A 16,621-nucleotide genomic window follows, 5' to 3' on the forward strand; every position below is an offset into this window, starting at 1 on the left:
GAGGGTCGATGGAGTTCGACTTCGCGGCGGAGCAGCCGAAGTTCCTCATGCTGATGTACGGGCTGATCGCCTTCGTCGCGGTGGTGGGCGGACTGCTCCTGCTCCTCGACGTGGTGCCCTCGTACTTCGCCCGACGCCGGGAGGCGCAGCTGGTCGCGGCCTCGGCGAGCGGCGCGCCGCTGCCCCGCCGGCGCGCACAGCAGCGCGAGGGCGCGTTCGCGTTCTTCTTCCTGCTGCCGACGCTGCTGCTGCTCGCCGTCGGGCTGGTGGTCCCCGCCGTCCGCACCACGCTGCTCTCCTTCATGGACTCCAGCAGCAGCAACTGGGTGGGCCTGGACAACTACCGGTGGATGTTCGCCGAGGACTCGATCGTCCGGGTCCTGATCAACACGCTGATCTGGGTGCTGCTGGTGCCGCTGGTCGCCACCGCGTTCGGCCTGATCTACGCGGTCCTGGTGGACAAGGCGCGGTTCGAGGCGGTCGCCAAGTCCCTGATCTTCCTGCCGATGGCGATCTCGTTCGTCGGCGCCTCCATCATCTGGCGGTTCGTCTACGCCTACCGGGGTGAGGGCGACCAGATCGGCCTGCTCAACCAGATCGTGGTGAGCCTGGGCGGAGAACCGAAGCAGTGGCTGCTGGACTCGCCGCTCAACACGTTCCTGCTCATTGTGATCATGGTGTGGATCCAGGCCGGTTTCGCCATGGTGGTGCTCTCCGCCGCGATCAAGGCCATCCCGGCCGACATCGTCGAGGCGGCCCGGCTGGACGGCACCACCGCGTGGCAGATGTTCTGGCGGATCACCATTCCGAGCATCCGGCCGGCGCTGATCGTCGTGGTGGTGACGATCTCGATCGCCACGCTCAAGGTCTTCGACATCGTCCGGACCGCCACGAACGGCAACTACGACACGAACGTGATCGCGACCGAGATGTACAACCAGGCGTTCCGCTACCAGGAGAACGGCCAGGGCTCGGCGCTGGCGGTGTTCCTGTTCGTCCTGGTGATCCCGATCGTGATCTACCAGATCCGCAACCTGCGCAAGCAGCGGGAGGGCTGAGATGACCACCGCCACGCCCACCGTCGGAGTCGGCGCCCAGGCCACCGAGCCGACCACCCGGGGCGCCCGGGTGCGCAAGCGCCTGAACAGCCGTACCGCCACGCTCGTGTCGATCGTCATCGCGATGCTCTGGACGATCCCGACCTTCGGCCTGTTCATCTCCTCGATCCGACCGGAGAACGAGATCAAGACCACCGGCTGGTGGACGTTCTTCAGCAAACCGCAGTTCACCCTGGAGAACTACCAGGAGGTGCTGTTCAGCTCCGGCTCCTCCGGGCAGCTCGCCAGCTACTTCATCAACTCGCTGGCGATCACCATCCCCTCGGTGCTGTTCCCGCTGGCCTTCGCGTCGCTCGCCGCGTACGCGCTGGCGTGGATGAACTTCAAGGGCCGGGACTGGGTCTACATCGGGATCTTCGCGCTGCAGATCGTGCCGCTGCAGATGGCCCTGGTGCCGCTGCTGCGGTTCTTCTCCACCGGCGTCACAGTCGCCGGCGTGCAGATCCTCCCCGCGTGGGACCTGGTCGACGAGCAGAAGTTCGCCCAGGTGTGGTTCGCGCACACCTGCTTCGCGCTTCCGTTCGCCGTGTTCCTGCTGCACAACTTCATCTCGCAGCTCCCCGGCGACCTGATGGAGGCGGCCCGGGTCGACGGGGCCACCCACCCGAAGATCTTCCGCACCATCGTGCTGCCGCTGATCATGCCCGCGCTGGCGGCGTTCGGCATCTTCCAGTTCCTCTGGGTCTGGAACGACCTGCTGGTCGCGCTGATCTTCGCGGGCGGCGGCGACGAGACCGCCCCGCTGACCGTCCGGCTCGCCGAGCTGGCCGGCACCCGGGGCAACGAGTGGCAGCGGCTGACGGCCGGCGCGTTCGTGTCGATCGTCGTACCGCTGATCGTGTTCCTGTCCCTCCAGCGCTTCTTCGTGCGAGGTCTGCTCGCCGGCAGCGTCAAGGGTTGATCCGGCGTCCCGCCGCCGGCAGTGCCGGCGGCGGGACCGGGTCAGTGCGGGGAGTCCAGGATGACCAGGATTGACGACGTCGCCCGACTGGCCGGGGTGTCCACGGCCACCGTCTCCCGGGCGCTGCGCGGCCTGCCGACGGTCTCGGCCGCGACCCGCCGCCGGGTGCTCGCCGCCGCCGAACAGCTCCAGTACGCGGTGTCGCCCAGCGCGAGCCGGCTGGCCGGTGGCCGGACCGGCACGGTGGCGGTGGTGGTGCCCCGGATCACCAGATGGTTCTTCGGCACCGTGGTCGAGGCGGTCGAGGAGTTCCTCCAGGACAGCGGCTACGACCTGCTGCTCTACAACCTCGGCGGCCGGGAACGGACCCGCCAGCGGGTGCTGCGCACGGCCAGCCTGCACAAACGCGTGGACGCGATCATCCTGGTCGCCACGCCGCTGCGGGCGGCCGACGTGCACACGCTGACGAAGCTGGGCCTGCCGGGCGTGACGATCAGCTCCGGCGGCCAGGTGCCCGGGTGGCCCTGTGTCCGGATCGACGACGTGGCCGCCGCCCGGACCGCCACCCGCCACCTGCTCGACCTCGGCCACACCAGGATCGCGCACATCTCCGGCGACCCGGACGACGAACTGGCCTTCACCACCCACCTGGACCGGCGGCGCGGCTACCAGGAGGCGCTGCGGGCCGCCGGGCTGCGACCCGACCCGAGCCTCGACGTCGAGTCCCGGTTCACCATCGACGGGGGCGCCCGGGCCACGGCGGAGCTGCTGGCCCGGGGCGAGCCGCCGACTGCCATCTTCGCCGCCTGCGACGAGATGGCGATGGGTGCGATCACCGCGCTGCGCGACGCCGGGCTTCGGGTGCCGCAGGACGTGAGCGTGATGGGCATCGACGACCACGACGTGGCCGGCGTGCTCGGCCTGAGCACCATCGCCCAGCCCGCCGCCGACCAGGGAGTGCTCGCCGCCCGCATCCTGCTCGACCCGCTGGGGGTGCGGGTCACCGAGCCGTACCCCGGCCTGGTGCCCACGCCGCGCGGCGCCGACACGGGCGACGGGACGCCGCCCCCGGTGATCCTGCCCACTCGCCTGGTGGTGCGCGAATCGACGGCGCCGCCCCGGGCACACTGAATAACTCGCTCGTCCCGCACCACCCAGACAGGAGTAAGGCGCTGAACACCGACGCGACGCAGCAGGCCCCGGGCACCGGCTGGTGGACCGAGGCGGTCATCTACCAGGTCTACCCGCGCTCGTTCGCCGACTCCGACGGCGACGGGATCGGCGACCTGCCGGGCATCACGTCCCGGCTCGACCACCTCGCCGAGCTGGGAGTCGACGCGGTCTGGCTGTCCCCGTTCTACCCGTCTCCGCAGGCCGACGCCGGGTACGACGTGTCCGACTACCGCGACGTCGACCCGCTGTTCGGCACGCTCGCCGACGCCGACAAGCTGATCGCCGAGGCGAAGTCCCGCGGGCTGCGGGTGATCGTCGACCTGGTGCCCAACCACACCTCCTCCGCGCACCGCTGGTTCACCGAGGCCGTCGCCGCCGCGCCGGGCAGCCCGGAACGGCAGCGCTACGTGATCCGCGACGGCAAGGGCCCGGACGGCGCCGAGCCGCCGAACGACTGGGTGAGCGTGTTCGGCGGCCCCGCCTGGACGCGGCTGCCCGACGGACAGTGGTACCTGCACCTGTTCGACGCGGGCCAGCCCGACCTCAACTGGGACAACCCGGAGGTGCGCGCCGAGTTCCTCGACGTGCTGCGCTTCTGGCTGGACCGGGGCGTGGACGGCTTCCGGGTGGACGTGGCGCACGGCCTGATCAAGCAGGCCGACCTGGCCGACTGGCAGGAGCCGCAGGAGATCCTCTCCGGCAGCGAGGTGGACAAGCCGCGCCCGCCCATGTGGGACCAGGACGGCGTGCACGAGATCTACCGGGAGTGGCGGCGGGTGCTCGACTCGTACCCCGGTGAGCGGATCCTCGTCGCCGAGGCGTGGGTGGAGCCGGCCGAGCGGCTGGCCCGGTACGTGCGCCCGGACGAGATGCACCAGGCGTTCAACTTCGAGTACCTGATGGCCGCCTGGACCGCACCGGCCCAGTACGCGGTGATCACCCGTTCGCTGGAGGCCACCGACTCGGTCGGCGCTCCCACCACCTGGGTGCTGTCCAACCACGACGTGGTCCGGCACGCCTCCCGGCTCGGCCTCGGCAGCGGCGGCGGCCGGGCCAACGGCGTCGGCGTGGACGACCCGCAGCCGGACGCCGCGCTGGGCCTGCGCCGGGCCCGCGCGGCCAGCCTGCTGATGCTCGCGCTGCCCGGTTCCGCCTACCTCTACCAGGGTGAGGAGCTGGGGCTGCCGGAGCACACCACGCTGCCCGACGAGGCCCGGCAGGACCCGACCTGGAAGCGCAGCGGGCACACCGAGCGCGGCCGGGACGGCTGCCGGGTGCCGATCCCGTGGGAGGCCGACGCCCCGTCGTACGGCTTCGGGCCGACCGACGCGAGCTGGCTGCCCCAGCCGCCCGTGTGGGCCGAGTACGCGCTGGACCGGCAGCGCGGCGTGCCCGGCTCGACGTACGAGCTGTACCGGACCGCGCTGCGGCTGCGCCGCGAGCACGCGCTGGCCCGGGGACCGCTGCGGTTCCTGTCCTCCGGCGACGAGGTGCTCACGTTCACGAACGGCGACGTCACTGTGCTCACCAACTTCGGCGCGGACGCGGCACCGTTGCCGGCCGGCGCCGCGGTGCTGGTGTCGAGCGCGCCGCTGGACGGCGACGTGGTGCCGACCGACGTGACGGTCTGGTTCCGGGTGTAAGGAAGGGCCCCTTATTAACGCCTGCGGTAGAGGAAGGGCCCCTTGTTAACGAGGGGCCCTTCCCTCTTCCAAACGCTCGGCGCGGGCGTGCAGCAGGTCGTGCACCTGCGCGATGTCCCGGGGCGACGTACGCGCGGCCAGCCAGTACATGATCCCGGTCGGGATGAAGAAGAGCTGGAACGCGGCCAGCCCGACGGCGTAGTTCAGCGGCGGCGGGAAGGCCGCCCGCAGCCCGGCGAACGCCACCCCGACCAGCCCGTTGCCGGCCGCCCGGCCGACGCCGTTCACCAGGTTGCCCAGGCTGTAGACGGTGCCCCGGTGCTCGGGCGGGTTGACGTCGGCGATCAACGCGAACCAGTTCGGCGAGTTCGCCGACGTCAGCGCCAGCGCCACCACCGCGGTGAGCAGGCTCAGCCCCACCGACGGCTCGGTCAGCACGCTGGCGAGCACGGCCGTCACCACCGCGCCGGCACCGGCGCCGTCCGGCACGTCGATCCGGATCGGCACGAAGAACAGGACCAGGTAGAACGGCAGCGCCGCGAGGATGCCCACGGCCGCGACCATGGCCCGGCCACTGGGCGTACGCCGTTGCAGCGCGTCGCCCACCAGGCCACCCACGATGGACAGCACGCCGCCGAGCTGGAACAGGGTGGCGAAGACGCTGCCCACCACCACTGCCGTCGCGGGCGAGTAGCCCTGCGCCTCGGCCCGCTGGCTGAACAGCACCGGCAGCCAGACCAGCGAGCCGAACGCGGCCTGCGCGGTCAGCCCCTGCAGGATCAGCCAGCGGTTGGTCCGGCGGGCCAGGATCCGGGGCAGGTCGGCGCGGCTGATCCGGTAGTCGTACTCGTTCCCGGCGTCGATCGCCCCGGCCAGCTCCGGTTCGCTCTGCCCGCGCCGGATGTCGTAGGTGAACAGGTACGCCACCGTGGCGGCCAGGCCCACGCCGGTCAGCAGCAGAAACGGCCGCCGCCAGTCGGTCGCGCCGATCAGGCCGCCGAGCAGCGTCCCGGCCAGCGTGCCGACGCCCTGGGACAGCCCCCAGAAACTCATCACCAGGCCGCGACGGCGCGGCGAGATCAGGTCGGTGACCACCGAGAAACCGACAGACCCCACCGCGCCGAGGCCGACAGCGCCGACGAACTGCGCGGCCAGGAACGTCACGTACCCCCCGGCGAGCGCGCTGCCCCCGGTGCCGGCGGCCCAGAGCAGCGTGCCGACCATGAGCAGCGGCTTGCGGTTGGTGCGGTCGCCGACGTACGCCCAGCCCACCGCCGCCACCGCGCTGACCAGAAAGCTGACGGCGGTGACCAGGCCGAGCATCCGCTGGGGCACGTCGAGGGCGGTGGAGATCGGCCCGTACAGCGGGGGCACCAGGCCGATCGCCACGTTGTCCAGCGAGGCGAGCACCACGAAGACCACGACGCTGTAGAACCGGTGTGCCGTGTTCCCGCGCCGGGAGATCCTGGTGCCCTTCATGCAGGGCAGCCAATCAGGTGCGGGCCGGATCCGGGACACCGCCCCCGGCCGGCGCGCGTGTTAAGAAGGGGCCCCTCCTCTACCGCAGGCGTTAAGAAGGGGCCCTTCCTTACCCCCGGGCGTGGGCGTAGCGCTCGCGGATGGCGGGGACCGCCTCACCCGTGTACTCCTCGGTGTCGCCGATCGACCAGGCGGGCGGGGTGTCGCCACCCAGCGCCACCCAGGCGGCCTGCCGGGCCGCGCCGTCGGCCACGTACTCGCCCGGCGGCGGCACCACCACCGGGCGGCCGAAGACCTGCGGCGCGATCCGGCGTACCGCGGCGGACCGGGCGCCGCCGCCGACCAGGATGATCCGGTCGGCGCGGGCGCCCTGCGCGATCAGCGCGTCCAGGCCGTCGGCCAGCCCGCAGAGCATGCCTTCGACCGCGGCCCGGGCCAGGTGCGCCGGGGTCGACGTGCGCAGCGTCAGGCCCTTCAGCTCGCCGGTGGCGTGCGGCCGGTCCGGCGTCCGCTCCCCCTCCAGGTACGGCACCAGCACCAGCCCGTCCGCGCCGGGCGGGGCGGACAGGGCCAGCTCGCCGAGCGTGTCGAGGTCGACGCCGAGCAGGGTCGCGGTGGCGTCCAGCACCCGGGCCGCGTTGAGCGTGCACACCAGCGGCAGGAACCGGCCGGTGGCGTCGGCGAACCCGGCCACCGCGCCGCTGGAGTCGGCGGCCGGGGTGTCGGCCACCGCGAAGACGGTGCCGGAGGTGCCGATCGAGACGACCACGTCGCCCGGTCCGGCGCCGGCGCCGAGCGCCGCGGCGGCGTTGTCCCCGGTGCCGGGGCCGAGGAGCATCCGGCCGCCGGCGCCCGGGCCTCCGGACGGACCGGCCGCGCCGTCGCCGAGCGCCGCCGGGTCCAGGTGCCCGGCCACCTCGGCCGGGCCGAGCACGACCGGCACCTCCGGGCGGCGGCCGAACGCCCGTTCCAGCAGGTCCAGCCGGTACTCGCCGGTGCGCGGCGACCAGTAGCCGGTGCCGCTGGCGTCGCCCCGGTCGGTGCGCAGCGCGTCCAGGCCCTGAGCGCCGGCGAGCCGCCAGGTGAGCCAGTCGTGCGGCAGGCAGACGGCGGCGACCCGGTCGGCGTTGTCCGGCTCGTGCCGGGCCAGCCAGCGCAGCTTCGTCGCGGTGAAGCTGGCCACCGGCACCGCGCCGGTCGCCTCGGCCCAGAACCGGCGGCCGGTCTCCCCGCCGCCGGCCTCCTCGACCAGGTCCCGGGCCGCGTCGGCGGACCGGGTGTCGTTCCACAGCAGCGCAGGTCGGACCACCTCACCGGAGGTGTCCAGGCAGACCATGCCGTGCTGCTGGCCGCCGACCGAGACGGCTGCCACGTCGGCCAGGCCGCCGGCCTCGGCCACCGCCGCCCGCAGCGCCTCCCACCAGGCGTACGGGTCGACCTCGGTGCCGGGCGGGTGCGGCGCGCGGCCCTGCCGGACCAGCGCGCCGGTCTCCGCGTCCCGGACGACCACCTTGCAGGACTGGGTCGACGAGTCGACCCCCGCGACGAGCGGCATGGCGGCCCGCCTCAGCGCGCGCCGAGCACGTGCTCGACGGCGAGCTGGTTGAGCCGGACGAAGCCGAAGCCCTTCGCCCCGGTGGCCTCCGGGTCGAACTCCTCGAACGCGGTCCGGTCGGCCAGCAGCTCGCGGTAGCCCTCGCCGGGGTTGAGCGTCGGGGTGGCCAGCTCGGCCACCCGGGCGACGGCGAGCGCCTCGATCACCTCCGGGTCGGCGCGGAACGCTGCGGCCCGCTCCTTGAGCAGCAGGTACGTGCGCATGTTCGCCTCGGCGGAGGCCCACACGCCGGTCATGTCCTCGGTGCGGGACGGCTTGTAGTCGAAGTGACGCGGGCCGTCGTAGGCCGGGCCGCCGTTCGGGCCGCCGTGCTCCAGCAGGTCGACCAGGGCGAACGCGTTGAGCAGGTCGCCGTGGCCGAAGACGAGGTCCTGGTCGTACTTGATGCCGCGCTGGCCGTTGAGGTCGATGTGGAACAGCTTGCCCTGCCAGAGCGCCTGGGCGATGCCGTGGGCGAAGTTCAGCCCGGCCATCTGCTCGTGGCCGACCTCCGGGTTGAGCCCGACCATCTCCGGGCGGGCCAGGGTGGAGATGAAGCCGAGCGCGTGGCCGACGGTGGGCAGCAGGATGTCGCCACGCGGCTCGTTCGGCTTGGGCTCCAGGGCGAAGCGCAGGTCGTAGCCGTTGTCGACGACGTACTCGCAGAGCAGGTCGACGGCCTCGCGGTAGCGGTCCAGCGCGGCCTGGACGTCCTTCGCGACGTCGTACTCGGCGCCCTCCCGGCCGCCCCACATGACGAAGGTCTTCGCGCCCATCTCGGCGGCCAGGTCGATGTTGCGCAGCACCTTGCGCAGCGCGTACCGGCGTACGTCGCGGTCGTTGCTGGTGAAGCCGCCGTCCTTGAACACCGGGTGGTTGAACAGGTTGGTGGTGACCATCGGCACGACCATGCCGGTCTCGTCGAGCGCCTTGCGGAAGCGGCTCAGCCGGGCGTCGCGGGTGGCCGCGTCCGCGCCGAACGGGACCAGGTCGTCGTCGTGGAAGGTGATGCCGTACGCGCCCAGCTCGGCGAGCCGGTGCACCGCCTCGACGGCGTCCAGCTCGGGCCGGGTGGCGTCGCCGAACGGGTCACGGGCGGGCCAGCCCACCGTCCAGAGGCCGAAGGAGAACTTGTCCGCGGGGGTGGGGCGGGGTGCCATGGCAGACCTCCAGGTGGTGGCGTCTTCCGCGATTTGTTCAGCGGTTGAATTAAATGGCGGCAATGTGGCAGTGTCAAGAGGTGACAAGCACCAGCATCGCCGGGGCGGTCCGGCAGGGCAGCCTGCGCGAGTTGAACCTCGCGGTGGTGCTCCGGCGGATCGCCGCCGCCGATCGACCGCCCTCGCGCGCCGGGATCGCCGCCGACACCGGCCTGACCCGGGCCACCGTCTCCGCAGTCGTGGACGACCTCATCGCGGGCCGGCTGGTCGCCGAGGCGGAGCCGGAGCCGCGTACCGGGGCGGGCCGCCCGGCCCGCGGCCTGGTGCTCGCCTCCGACGGCCCGGCCGGGCTCGGCCTGGAGGTGAACGTCGACTACCTGGCGGCCTGCGTCGTCGACCTGACCGGCGCCGTCCGGCACCACCTGGTCCGCCGCGCCGACCTGCGCCCGGTCTCCCCCGCTGACGCGCTCGCCCGGCTCGCCGCGCTGGCCGCCGAGGCGCGCGCCGCCGCCGTACGCGACGGGTTGACCCTGGCCGGCGCGGCGCTCGCCGTGCCGGGCCTGGTGGGCGACGGCGGCCTGGTCCGGCTCGCGCCGAACCTGGGCTGGCGGGACGTGGACGTGCCGGCGCTGCTCGCCGGGCACCCGCTGGCCGAGCCGGTCGACGGCGTGCCGCCGCTGGTGGTCGACAACGAGGCCAACCTGGCGGCGCTCGGCGAGCTGTACGCCGGCCCGGCCGGCCCGCGCAGCTTCCTGCACGTCACCGGCGAGATCGGCATCGGCGCCGGCATCGTGCTCGACGGCTCGCTCTACCGGGGCGCACGCGGCTGGAGCGGAGAGATCGGTCACTTCCCGGTGCAGCCGCAGGGGCGCCCGTGCCGCTGCGGTGGCCAGGGTTGCCTGGAGCGGTACGCGGGCCAGGAGGCGATCCTGGCCGCCGCCGGGCTGCCCGGCGCGGAACTGCCTGCCGACACCGCCGCCGCCCGGCTCGCCGACCTGGCCGGGGCCGGCGACGCGGCCACGCTGACCGCCCTGACCGACGCCGGCGCCGCCCTCGGAATCGCGGTGGCGGGCGTGGTGAACCTGCTGGATCTGGACACCGTGGTGCTCGGGGGCGGATATGCCCGGCTCGCGCCCTGGCTGCGGCCGCCGGTGGAGGCGGAGGTCTCCCAGCGGGTGCTCACCGCCGCCTGGGCGCCGGTGACGGTACGCCCGGCCGTGCTCGGGGCGCAGTCGGCGGCGGTCGGCGGGGCCGGCTCGGTGGTGCGCCGGATCGTCGACCGGCCGGTGGGATGGCTGGCACGGGCCGCCTGACCTTGGATGATCCTGGACGGGCATTCCGTGCCCGCGCTCGGTACGCTTGCCGCCAGGCAACGTGTCCACGAGCGAGGGGTGCACCGACAGCATGCGCAGGGGTCGACCGACCGAAGCGCCCGGCCACCGGAGGTGACCGCCGCGCGCCGGGGCGGTGTCGCGGGGCCGGTCAGCGGCGGCGGACACACCCCGCGGAGACGGCCCCGGCGGCTTGCCGAGGCCGCGCTCCCGGCTGACGGCCATCTGGCCCGGGAGCTGCTGGACGGGCTCGCCGAGGCGGTCGTGACTATCGACCACGCCGGCGTGGTCACGCTCGTCAACGCGATGGCCACCGACCTGCTCCCCGAGGTGACGCCCGGCGTCGACCTGGCCGCGTGCCGGGTGCCGGCCCTGGCCGACGCGGCGGTCGCCGGGTCGGACGCGTTCGAGACCGACCACCACGGCCGGCGGCTGCGCGGCCTGCGGCGCCCCCTGGCCGACGACCGCAACGCCTGGTACGTCCGCGACGTCACCGAGGAACACGCGCGCACCGACGCGCTGCTCGCCGAACGGTCCCGCACCGCGTTCCTCGCCGAGGCGGGCAGCCGGCTCGGGCTGTCCCTGCACCGGGAGCAGACGCTGCGTACCGCGGTGACGCTGCCGGTGCCCTACCTGGCCGACGCCGCCGTGGTGGTGCACCGCCCGCCGCCGCCCGCCGAGGACCAACCCCACTGGATCCGGTACGCCACCGGCGACCCCGGCCCGGTCGCCGGCCTGGCCGGCTGGCCCACTGTGGAGTCCGTGCCCGGCCTGGTCGAGGCGCTCGACGGCGACCTCACCGAACCGAGTCCCTGGCTGGACGCCGAACTGGCCGACCTGGCCGAGGTGCTGCCCGCCGGGTTCGGCCGCCCCGGCACCGTGCTGATCAGCCCGATGCCCAGCGCCGGTGGTCCGGCCGGCGCGCTGGTGCTGGCCCGCCGCCCGGAGCGGCCCGGTTTCGACAAGCGTGAGATCGCCCTGGCCCGGGAGTTCGCCGGCCGGGCCGGCGCCGCGCTGGCCGCCGCCGAGCTGTACGGCGAACAGGCCCACCTGGCCCGGGTGCTGCAGAACAGCCTGCTCCCGCCGGAGCTGCCCCGCCTGCCCGGGATGACGCTCGCCGGCGGTTATCGCGCCGCCGGTGACAGCCTGCGCATCGGCGGCGACTTCTACGACCTGTTCCCCACCGGCGAGGGCGGCCTGTTCGCGCTCGGCGACGTCTGCGGCAAGGGCGTCGGCGCGGCGGTGCTGACCGGACGGGTGCGGCAGTCGTTGCAGACCCTGCGCCTGGTCGAGCAGCGCCCCCGGGAGCTGCTGGCGCTGCTCAACCGGGCGCTGCTGGACGCCCCCGACGCGGCCCGCCGGGCCCAGTTCACCACGCTCCTGCTCGGCGCGCTACGCCGCGAACCCGACGGCGGGCTGCTGGTCCGGCTCGCAGGTGGCGGGCACCCCTCACCGCTCGTCGTCCGTGTCGGCGGCGAGGTCGAGACGGTCCGGGTGGGCGGCATGCCGGTGGGCGCGCTCACCGATGCCCGGATCGCCGGCACCGAGGTACGGCTGGCGCCGGGCGACCTGCTGCTGGCGTACACCGACGGGGTGACCGAGGCCCGTGGCGGCCCGACCGAGCCGGCCATGTTCGGCGACGCCCGGTTGCGGCAGGCCCTCGCCACCGGTGCCGGGCTTCCGCCCGCCGCGCTCGTCGAGCGAGTGCTCCAGCTCGTCGACGAGTGGCTGGACGGGCAACCCCACGACGACATCGCCATGCTGGCCGTGGCGGCCGGGTGAGCGCCGAGCGCCGGATCGGGCCGGAGGCGCTCACCGCGTACCTCGATCATCTGGACGCCGCCGACCGGGCCGGTGCGGTGGCACTGGCGCGCGGCCTGCTGGCCGACGGCTTCTCGGTCGCGGACGTCCTGGTCGACCTGGTCGCGGTGGCGCAGCGGGAGATCGGCCGGCGCTGGCTGGCCGGGTCGTGGAGCGTCGCCCAGGAACACGCCGCCACCCACGTCAGCGAGCAGGTGGTGGACGCGGTGAGCGCGACGATCGGCGCACCGCGACGCGGGCACGTCGTGATGGCCTGCGTCGAGGGCGAGTGGCACGCGCTGGCCGCCCGCATCGTCGCCGAGGTGGTCCGGGCGGCCGGCTGGCGGGTGACGTTCCTCGGGGCCAGCGTGCCGGCCCGGCACCTGGTCACCTACCTGCACCAGACCGGCCCGGACGCGGTGCTGCTGAGCTGCGTGCAGCCGAACCGGCTGGTCCGGGCGGCACGGATGGTGGAGGCCAGCCGCGCGGCCGGGGTGCCGGTGCTCGCCGGTGGCCCCGGCTTCGGCTCGGACGGCCGGTGGGCCACCACGATCGGCGCGGCGGCCTGGGGCGCCAGCGCCCGGGACGCGGTCACGCTGCTGGACCGGCCACGCTCGGCAACGGACACCGGTGCGCCGCCGCCCCCGCCCGACGACTCGTACGTGGCGGTGCTGCACCGGCGGCGTGAGCTGGTCCGGCTCGCCCTGTCCACTGTGAACCCACCACAGGAGACCGCCGAGGACGTCGCCGCCGGCATCGCGCACCTGGTGGACGCGCTGATCGCGGCCGTACGGGTGGACGACGACCGGCTGCTGCGCGACTTCGTCGGGTGGCAGGAGGAGGCGCTCACATCCCGGGGCGGCCGGGCGCTGCTGGACGAGGTGCTCGACACGCTGGAACGGGCGTTGACCGAGCATCCCCGGGTGGCGGCGCGGTTGCGGGCCGCCCGCGAGGGCACGCCGGGCGGTTCCGCCCACGCCGGCTGAGTCAGGCGGTACGGGCCACCGAGGGCTCGCCGGACGGCCGGGCCGGGTCGCCGATCCGTTCCCCGGAGGGTTGCAGCATCGGCCAGCCGTCCGCCACCATGGCCTCCCCGCGCCGGCCCACCTCGTCGAACTCGCGCATGCCGCGCACCAGCGCGAGCCGGCCCTCCGGGCTCATCCCGGCCAGGATCCGCTCCAGCCGGTGCCGCCGGTCGGCGCGCAGCTCGGCGAGGAGCCGGATGGCGGCGGGCGTGAGGTGCAGGGAGATCTCCCGCCGGTCGTAGCGGCCCGGCTCGCGTTCCAGCATCCCGGCCGCGACCAGCCGGTCGCACAGCCGGCTGGCGGAGGAGAGCAACATGTCGGTGAGCGTGGCGAGCCGGCGGAGGTTGATGCCGTCATACTGCTCGACGACCATGATCGCGCGTAGTTGGGCACTCGACAGCCGGCTGGTGGTGCGTTCCCGGGCCGCCTCCCAGACGGCGAGCAAGGTGCCTGCCGCCTCGTCCAAGGCGGCGGACATACTCGTTTCAGGTCCCCGGGGACCGCGCTCTTCGGTCATGGTGGGCCCGAGACTACTCCCCGGACCTGCCCGGCGACCTGTGCAAAGGAGCAAAGATGAGCGGAGCGGAGGGCCACGCGCGCCGGGCCCTGACCGAGGCACCGACGGATCTCATCGTGGACCGCCTCGCCGCCGAGCTGGCGCGTACGTACGGCGTCACCCGCACCGCGCTCTACCAAGTCGACTACCGGCTCGCCGAGCTGCTGCCGCTGGACGACGGACCGTCGCTCACCGGGCCGGGTCACCCGGCCTGGCGGGCCTTCGACCACCAGGAGCCGGTGTTCGCCGACGGCGTCGGCTGGTTCCCGGTGGGCATGCGCGGCGAACGCCGGGGCGTGCTCCAGGTGTCGCCGGTGCCCGCCGACCCGCACGCGCGCCGGGAGCTGGGCACCATCGCCACGGTGCTCGGCCACGAGCTGAGCGCGGTCATGGCGACGACCGACATCTACCGCACGGCCCGGCGCAGCCGGCGTCTGACACTGGCCGCCGAGATGCAGTGGGAGCTGCTGCCCGGGCGCAGCCGGATCCGGCCGTCGTTCAGCCTGGCCGGGCAGTTGGAGCCGGCGTACGCGGTGCGCGGGGACAGCTTCGACTGGTCCGACGACGGTCACCGGCTCTGGCTGGCGGTGCTGAACGGCTACGGCGAGGGGGTGGCCGCCGCACTGCTCGCCTCGCTGGCCACGTACGCGTTGCGCAACGCGCGCCGGGCCGGGCTGGACCTGGCCGACCAGGCCGCGCTGGCCGACCAGGCCATCTACGCCCAGCACCGGGGCGAACAGCACGTCTCCGTGCTCCTGGTGGAGCTGGACCTGGCCACCGGCGAGATGACTGTGGTCGACGCCGGTTCGCCCCGGCTGCTGCGCCTGCGGGCCGGCGAGGTGACCGAGCAGGAGCTGGACAAGCAGTTCCCGCTCGGCATGTTCGAGGGCACCGACTACCGACCGCAGCGCTTCCGGCTGGAGCGCGGTGACCGCCTCTTCGTGGTCAGTGACGGCGTCATCGACGCCACCACGGAGCAGGCGCGCTACGGCGAGGCGGCGCTGGACCGGTTCCTGCGCCGGACCGGGCCGATGGAGCCGCTGGACGCGGTCCGGTCGCTGATCGGCGACCTGCGGGCCTTCGTCGCCGGTGACCTGGTGGACGACGCGGTGGTGGTCTGCCTGGACTGGCTGGGGCCGCAGCCCTGACCCGCCCTCTCAGTACGCGCCGCGGCTGTTGAGCACCGCGCCGAACGTCTTCCAGAGGATGGTCAGGTCGGCGGCCAGCGACCAGTTCTCCACGTAGTACAGGTCGAGCCGGATGCCGTCCTCCCAGCTCAGGTCCGACCGGCCGCTGACCTGCCAGAGGCCGGTCATGCCGGGCTTGACCAGCAGCCGGCGTGCCACGTCACCGTCGTAGCGGGCCACCTCGGAGGGCAGCGGCGGGCGCGGACCGACAAGGCTCATCTGGCCGAGCAGCACGTTTGCGAGCTGGGGCAGCTCGTCCAGCGACCACTTGCGTAGCAGCCGGCCGACCCGGGTGACGCGCGGGTCGTCGCGCATCTTGAACATCAGGCCGTCGGTCTCGTTGCGCGCGGCCAGCTCGGCGAGCAGGGCGTCGGCGTTCACCACCATGGTGCGGAACTTGAAGACGCCGAACTCCTCGCCGCCCTGGCCGACGCGGGTCTGGCGGAACAGCACCGGGCCACGGCTGTCGATCTTGATGGCGAGCGCTATCACCACCAGCAGCGGCGCCAGGATGAGCAGGGCGATCAGCGAGATCGACCGGTCGACGAAGCCCTTGACGAGCTTGCGGGTGCCGCGGAACTCCGGCGCCTCGACGTGGATCAGCGGCAGGCCGGCGACCGGACGGGTGTGGATGCGGGGACCGGCCACGTCGGTGAGCGCCGGCGCCACCACCAGGTCGACGCCGGTGCCCTCCAGTTGCCAGCCCAGGCGGCGCAGCCGGGTCGCGGTCAGCTCGCCGGAGGCGGTGACCGCGACGGTGTCGGCGCCGATCGCGGTGGCCGCCTCCGGGATGCCCCGGAAGCTGCCGACCACCGGCACGTCGCCCAGCCGCTGCGGCACCGGGGCGAGCAGCGCGTCCGGGATGCACGCGCCGACCACCTGGTAGCCGGCGTACGGTTCCCGGCGCAGCGTGTGCACCAGCTCCAGCACGTGCGCGGTGTCGCCCACCACGAGCACCTTGCGGGACCAGCCGGCGCCCCGGTCGCGGGCCCGGTGCAGCCGCTTGCGGGCCGCGAACCGGGCCACCTCCAGGCCGACCGTGCCGACCGCGAAGGAGATGGCCAGGAAGCCCCGGGAGACGCCGACGTCGGCGATGTAGCCGGCGATGGCGATGCCGCCGGCGAGTCGCATGCTGGCCGCGCTGACCCGGCGGTACTCGTCGGCGCCGTAGCCGAGCACCTGGTCGTCGTAGCACCGCATCGCCTTGAGCGAGACGAGCCACACCAGCAGGAGCACCGGGGCGACCACCACGTACGGGATCTCGGACCCGGTCGGCTCCTCGTCGCCGAACCGGGCCAGGTAGCCCACCAGGATGGCCACGGCGAGCACGGCGGTGTCCAGCACCACCAGGACCCGGATGTAGGCCCGCTCCGCAGCCCGCGTCGTCTTGCCCGGGCGTTCACCACCGGGTCGCGACGACGTGGCAGGGGTCAACAGCGTCGCCGAGGTCACCGGCCCTCCCCACTTCGCTCAGGACCGCCTCGTCCCCGCCCGGCTCCGATGTGGAGCCCGCGCGGTCGAGGCACCCGGTCATCATGCCTGGACAATTATGGTTACCGATTGATTCGGACGCATTACCGTCAGTTCTCATCCCGGGTCTTGACCGGGAAGTCTTCCGCCGTACCGGAAATCCGGTACGGCGGAAGACTAGCGC

General features: G+C 73.7%; 13 protein-coding genes. 8 read left to right on the forward strand and 5 right to left on the reverse strand.

Translation table 11 applies throughout. The features are described 5' to 3' along the window. The first annotated feature begins 8 nt into the window (after window positions 1–8). The 4 genes from AB0C17_RS23460 to AB0C17_RS23475 are packed head-to-tail and all read left to right on the forward strand — an operon-like array spanning window position 9 to window position 4,835. Entirely contained in the window at window positions 9–1,058 is a 1,050-nt protein-coding gene (locus AB0C17_RS23460) for a sugar ABC transporter permease (protein ID WP_357386190.1), read from the forward strand. Between the two features lies 1 nt (window position 1,059). Beyond that, window positions 1,060–2,019, forward strand: a complete 960-nt coding sequence (locus AB0C17_RS23465; RefSeq protein ID WP_357480478.1) for a carbohydrate ABC transporter permease — start codon at window positions 1,060–1,062, stop codon at window positions 2,017–2,019. A 60-nt stretch (window positions 2,020–2,079) separates the two neighbouring features. Beyond that, window positions 2,080–3,150, forward strand: coding sequence for a LacI family DNA-binding transcriptional regulator (locus tag AB0C17_RS23470; RefSeq protein WP_357386187.1), 1,071 nt, complete (start codon window positions 2,080–2,082; stop codon window positions 3,148–3,150). 41 nt (window positions 3,151–3,191) lie between these two features. Continuing rightward, window positions 3,192–4,835, forward strand: coding sequence for a glycoside hydrolase family 13 protein (locus AB0C17_RS23475; protein WP_357480555.1), 1,644 nt, complete (start codon window positions 3,192–3,194; stop codon window positions 4,833–4,835). A 45-nt stretch (window positions 4,836–4,880) separates the two neighbouring features. Here AB0C17_RS23475 and AB0C17_RS23480 read toward each other — a convergent pair whose 3' ends face one another. From AB0C17_RS23480 to xylA, 3 genes are all read right to left on the reverse strand, one after another. Then, the gene (locus AB0C17_RS23480; protein ID WP_357386185.1) at window positions 4,881–6,314 is read right to left on the reverse strand and encodes an MFS transporter; all 1,434 of its coding nucleotides are present in this window, start codon (window positions 6,312–6,314) and stop codon (window positions 4,881–4,883) included. Between the two features lie 109 nt (window positions 6,315–6,423). Next, on the reverse strand, window positions 6,424–7,869 hold the full coding sequence (gene xylB, locus AB0C17_RS23485; RefSeq protein WP_357386183.1) for a xylulokinase: 1,446 nt from the start codon (window positions 7,867–7,869) through the stop codon (window positions 6,424–6,426). 11 nt (window positions 7,870–7,880) lie between these two features. After that, complete coding sequence (xylA, locus tag AB0C17_RS23490; RefSeq protein WP_357386182.1) at window positions 7,881–9,068, reverse strand: xylose isomerase; 1,188 nt, start codon at window positions 9,066–9,068, stop codon at window positions 7,881–7,883. Window positions 9,069–9,121: 53 nt separating this feature from the next. On the opposite strand from xylA, the gene AB0C17_RS23495 reads away from it, so the two are divergent. From AB0C17_RS23495 to AB0C17_RS23505, 3 genes are all read left to right on the forward strand, one after another. Then, window positions 9,122–10,381: an ROK family protein gene (locus AB0C17_RS23495; protein WP_357480481.1), complete on the forward strand. Its 1,260-nt coding sequence runs from the start codon at window positions 9,122–9,124 to the stop codon at window positions 10,379–10,381. Window positions 10,382–10,459: 78 nt separating this feature from the next. Next, window positions 10,460–12,181 carry a PP2C family protein-serine/threonine phosphatase gene (locus AB0C17_RS23500; protein WP_357480484.1) on the forward strand — a complete coding sequence of 574 codons (1,722 nt, stop codon included), beginning with the start codon at window positions 10,460–10,462 and terminating at the stop codon, window positions 12,179–12,181. Then, on the forward strand, window positions 12,178–13,185 hold the full coding sequence (locus tag AB0C17_RS23505; protein ID WP_357480487.1) for a cobalamin-dependent protein: 1,008 nt from the start codon (window positions 12,178–12,180) through the stop codon (window positions 13,183–13,185). The genes AB0C17_RS23500 and AB0C17_RS23505 overlap by 4 nt, the downstream gene beginning before the upstream one ends. A gap of 1 nt (window position 13,186) precedes the next feature. Here the strand turns inward: AB0C17_RS23505 and AB0C17_RS23510 are convergent, their stop codons facing one another. Beyond that, window positions 13,187–13,702 (reverse strand): MarR family transcriptional regulator, encoded by a 516-nt coding sequence (locus tag AB0C17_RS23510; protein WP_357480490.1) that lies wholly within the window; start codon window positions 13,700–13,702, stop codon window positions 13,187–13,189. A gap of 95 nt (window positions 13,703–13,797) precedes the next feature. Between AB0C17_RS23510 and AB0C17_RS23515 the strand changes: the two genes are divergently transcribed. Continuing rightward, entirely contained in the window at window positions 13,798–14,928 is a 1,131-nt protein-coding gene (locus AB0C17_RS23515) for a PP2C family protein-serine/threonine phosphatase (protein ID WP_357480492.1), read from the forward strand. A gap of 9 nt (window positions 14,929–14,937) precedes the next feature. On the opposite strand, the gene AB0C17_RS23520 is transcribed toward AB0C17_RS23515, so the two are convergent. Continuing rightward, a complete protein-coding gene (locus tag AB0C17_RS23520) occupies window positions 14,938–16,419 on the reverse strand; it encodes a sugar transferase (protein ID WP_357473555.1) in 1,482 nt (493 codons plus the stop codon). Window positions 16,420–16,621: the final 202 nt, after the last annotated feature.

Origin of the sequence: Micromonospora sp. NPDC048887, assembly GCF_040649715.1 — a bacterium.
Taxonomy (GTDB): domain Bacteria; phylum Actinomycetota; class Actinomycetes; order Mycobacteriales; family Micromonosporaceae; genus Micromonospora.

What these genes read in the sequence shown, in the direction of transcription:
- AB0C17_RS23460 (WP_357386190.1), top strand. Translation starts at nt 9, where the DNA reads ATGGAGTTCGACTTCGCGGCGGAGCAGCCGAAGTTCCTCATGCTGATG.
- AB0C17_RS23465 (WP_357480478.1), top strand. Translation starts at nt 1,060, where the DNA reads ATGACCACCGCCACGCCCACCGTCGGAGTCGGCGCCCAGGCCACCGAG.
- AB0C17_RS23470 (WP_357386187.1), top strand. Translation starts at nt 2,080, where the DNA reads ATGACCAGGATTGACGACGTCGCCCGACTGGCCGGGGTGTCCACGGCC.
- AB0C17_RS23480 (WP_357386185.1), bottom strand. Translation starts at nt 6,314, where the DNA reads ATGAAGGGCACCAGGATCTCCCGGCGCGGGAACACGGCACACCGGTTC.
- xylB (WP_357386183.1), bottom strand. Translation starts at nt 7,869, where the DNA reads ATGCCGCTCGTCGCGGGGGTCGACTCGTCGACCCAGTCCTGCAAGGTG.
- xylA (WP_357386182.1), bottom strand. Translation starts at nt 9,068, where the DNA reads ATGGCACCCCGCCCCACCCCCGCGGACAAGTTCTCCTTCGGCCTCTGG.
- AB0C17_RS23495 (WP_357480481.1), top strand. Translation starts at nt 9,122, where the DNA reads ATGGCGGCAATGTGGCAGTGTCAAGAGGTGACAAGCACCAGCATCGCC.
- AB0C17_RS23510 (WP_357480490.1), bottom strand. Translation starts at nt 13,702, where the DNA reads ATGTCCGCCGCCTTGGACGAGGCGGCAGGCACCTTGCTCGCCGTCTGG.
- AB0C17_RS23515 (WP_357480492.1), top strand. Translation starts at nt 13,798, where the DNA reads ATGAGCGGAGCGGAGGGCCACGCGCGCCGGGCCCTGACCGAGGCACCG.